Here is a 2,978-nt window from a genome sequence, read left to right as displayed (position 1 = left end):
GTGAAACTCCTTCAGTTGAGAGGACCACTTACACAGACCATCTGACACGCCCGCGCCACGCCTGCGCGATCGTGACATGACTGACCCCCAGCTCGGCGGCGAGCAGCCGTGACGACCAATGCGTCACCCCCAGGCGCTTCGGTGGCGGGGTCAGCGTCTTCGCCACGATCCGCCGCTGGTCGATACGCCGTACCGGCCCCGGGCGAGTCGCATCGACCAGCCCGGCCAACCGTTGCTCGCTGAACCGGTCCCGCCACTTGTTCACCGTCGGCCGTGACACCCCGACCAGCTCCGCGATCTCCCTGTTCGGTGTCGCCCTCGCAGCCAGCAACACGATCCGGGCCCGAGCAGCCAGCCCGGCCGACACCGACGTCGCCCGAGTCAACGCCTCCAGCTCCAACCGCTCCTCATCACCCAGCAACAACGCTTCCGCAGTTCGACCAGCCATTCACCATGATCCCACCCATCCGTAAAGTTACCCGGCTAACACGCCACTAGCAGTCTGTGTCCGGACGGTGGGTCCTTGCGCCAGAGCAAGCGGTCCGAATGGTGGCTCGCATAACGGGTTCGGATCAGCGGCCGCGCGTGCTCGTCTCGCTGGCAGGGCCCGTGCCTAATGTTCGATCTGCGCACATGTCTTCAGCGGCGGTTGACGGCGCGTCGACCATCGGTTCCACGTCCGGTCCGGGTCGGCATCAACATCCTCGATGAACGCCGACGACCCTCCGCGGACGGGATCAACCCGCTCTTTGAGCGGTTTGGGTCCTCGGCGGGCCGGTTCCGTCGTTCGCCGAGGTGCGCCGACGTCTGGTGGGGTTCGTCTGCATGTGCCGTCGTATGTGTCCGGCGCAGGGGAAGTTGGACCAAGACTGAGACCACGCCTGGTGCGCAGAACGGTAATTGAACAGCGAGCGTCGACGTCTGCCCTGGTCAGCCTGGCGGAGGATACGAGATTCGAACTCGTGAGGGCGTGAACCCAACCCGCTTTCCAAGACTGCAAGTCGGCGTCCGGCGGCGTCCAGGAGCGTCCTTTCACACCTGACTCGGGCTCGCTGGGACAGACGTGGACAGCGCCGAACCGGGACAACCGAGACCAGAAGTGAGACCGCTGCGGTGTCGCAGGCCGGCGCATTGCCCAACTCGACGGCTCTAGTCATACTTATGACCATGTCAGAGACCAAGTCGATCGCCGAGGTCAAGGCGCACCTGTCGGAGCTCGTTGCCATGGCGGGCGCCGAGCATGAACGCATCACCGTCACGGTGCACGGCCGACCGACCGCGGTGCTCCTAGCGGTTGAGGACCTGGAAGCAATGGAGGAGACAATCGCCGTCCTCTCCGACCCGGCGTTGCTGGCGTCGTTGGCCGAAGCCGACGCCGAGCTGGCCCGTGGAGAGGGTGAGTCTCTGGACAGTCTTGCCGAGGCGATGCGGACGCGTCGGGCTAATGCGTGAGCGATTCGGGTTATGAGCTGGTGATCGCTCCGACTGCCCGCAGGCAATTGACTGATCAGCAGCCGGAGGCGGTGGCGTTCGCCGCGTACGAGTTTATCGTCGGAGCGTTGCTGCGGAACCCGCATCGCGTCGGGCAGCGGCTACGTGAGCCATTGTCCGATCGCCACAGTGCGCGGCGGGGGACATATCGAGTGATCTACCGGATCGACGATGCCCGTCAACAGGTGACGGTGCTCAATGTGGCCCCGCGCTCCGACGTCTACCGACCGCGCTGAGCATGATCACTGCGACGCATGGCCGTCGGGCATGGGCAGTTTCGCCGAGTGTGTCCGAGCGTTGCGGGACGTCCGCGCCGGAGACCAGGACCTAGCCAACAACCATCGCTTCCGCAGCCCAATCCACCAGCGGCGGTGGATGGGGCCGGCCGTTCGAGGCCAACTTTGGTGCAGGAGCATGAACCGCCGACGGCCTGGCACAGCCAGCCGGAGGGCATCTAGCTACCCGAGATTGCGGATGAGCGCCCTGACCGCTTTCGGGAACTCTCCGGTCGTCACCCGCAAGTCGGTCCTCTTGGCGGTGCGCCGACCTGTTGCGTATTGGCTCTGACAGTCTGATTTGGCCCCGGGGTGACGGTTTGATTTGGCCCCACCTGAGGGTGGTGATCGACGTGTTTGTCGTTCATTGAGGGGGGCCGGGGTGGAGTCGAGGGTGGAGTTGTTCGCAGCGATCCGTCGGGATGCGCGGGTGGAGGAGTTGTCGATCCGCCAGCTCGCGGAGCGGCATCGGGTGCACCGGCGCACGGTGCGTCAGGCGTTGAGTCGGCGCAGCCGCCGGAGCGGAAGATCCCGGTCCGGTCGGCGCGGGTGTTGGAGGACTTTAAGCCGGCGATCGACGCGATGCTCCGCTCCGATCTGGAGGCGCCGCGCAAGCAGCGCCATACCGCCCGGCGGGTCCTGGCGCGGCTAGTTGATGAGCACGACGCCGACGGGCTGTCGTACTCGACGGTCCGCGACTATGTTGCGAAGCGTCGGCCGGAGGTGTGGGCCGAGGCCGGGCGGAACGCGGCGGAGGGTTTCGTGCCGCAGGAGCATGCGCTGGGCGCGGAGGGTGAGGTTGACTTCGCCGATCTGTGGGTCGTGCTGCGCGGGGTCAAGACGAAGGTCTTCCTGTTCACGTTCCGGCTTTCGGCCTCGGGTGGGGCGGTGCATCGGGCGTTCGCGACGCAGGGCCAGGAGGCGTTCCTCGAGGGCCACGTCCACGCGTTCTCTGAGCTGGGCGGGACACCGTCGGTGCATGTGCGCTACGACAACTTGAAGGCCGCGGTGTCGCGGGTGTCGTTCGGCCGGAGTCGGGTCGAGTCCGAACGGTGGGTGGCGTTCCGGTCGCACTACGGCTTCGACGCGTTCTATTGCCAGCCCGGCGTCGACGGCGCCCACGAGAAAGGCGGCGTGGAGGGTGAGGGTGGCCGGTTCCGCGGGCGTGTCAGATGGTCTGTGTAAGTGGTCCTCTCAACTGAAGGAGTTTCA

3 protein-coding genes and 1 pseudogene are annotated in these 2,978 nt (G+C 66.1%); 3 read left to right on the top strand and 1 reads right to left on the bottom strand.

From position 1 onward, the window contains the following. Positions 1 to 28: 28 nt before the first annotated feature. Positions 29 to 448 carry a helix-turn-helix domain-containing protein gene (locus ACFFC4_RS22145; protein WP_375504924.1) on the bottom strand — a complete coding sequence of 140 codons (420 nt, stop codon included), beginning with the start codon at positions 446 to 448 and terminating at the stop codon, positions 29 to 31. A gap of 719 nt (positions 449 to 1,167) precedes the next feature. Between ACFFC4_RS22145 and ACFFC4_RS22140 the strand changes: the two genes are divergently transcribed. From ACFFC4_RS22140 to istA, 3 genes and pseudogenes are all read left to right on the top strand, one after another. Beyond that, positions 1,168 to 1,452, top strand: coding sequence for a type II toxin-antitoxin system Phd/YefM family antitoxin (locus tag ACFFC4_RS22140; RefSeq protein WP_375504922.1), 285 nt, complete (start codon positions 1,168 to 1,170; stop codon positions 1,450 to 1,452). Continuing rightward, positions 1,449 to 1,727 carry a type II toxin-antitoxin system RelE/ParE family toxin gene (locus ACFFC4_RS22135; RefSeq protein WP_375504920.1) on the top strand — a complete coding sequence of 93 codons (279 nt, stop codon included), beginning with the start codon at positions 1,449 to 1,451 and terminating at the stop codon, positions 1,725 to 1,727. The genes ACFFC4_RS22140 and ACFFC4_RS22135 overlap by 4 nt, the downstream gene beginning before the upstream one ends. Before the next feature lie 421 nt (positions 1,728 to 2,148). Then, positions 2,149 to 2,927 (top strand): annotated as a pseudogene (gene istA / locus ACFFC4_RS22130) (IS21 family transposase); the annotation flags it as partial. Positions 2,928 to 2,978 lie beyond the last annotated feature (51 nt).

It is taken from the genome of uncultured Jatrophihabitans sp. (genome assembly GCF_964244045.1).
Taxonomy (GTDB): Bacteria; Actinomycetota; Actinomycetes; order Mycobacteriales; family Jatrophihabitantaceae; genus Jatrophihabitans.
This window is presented reverse-complemented; position numbering and strand designations above follow the sequence as displayed.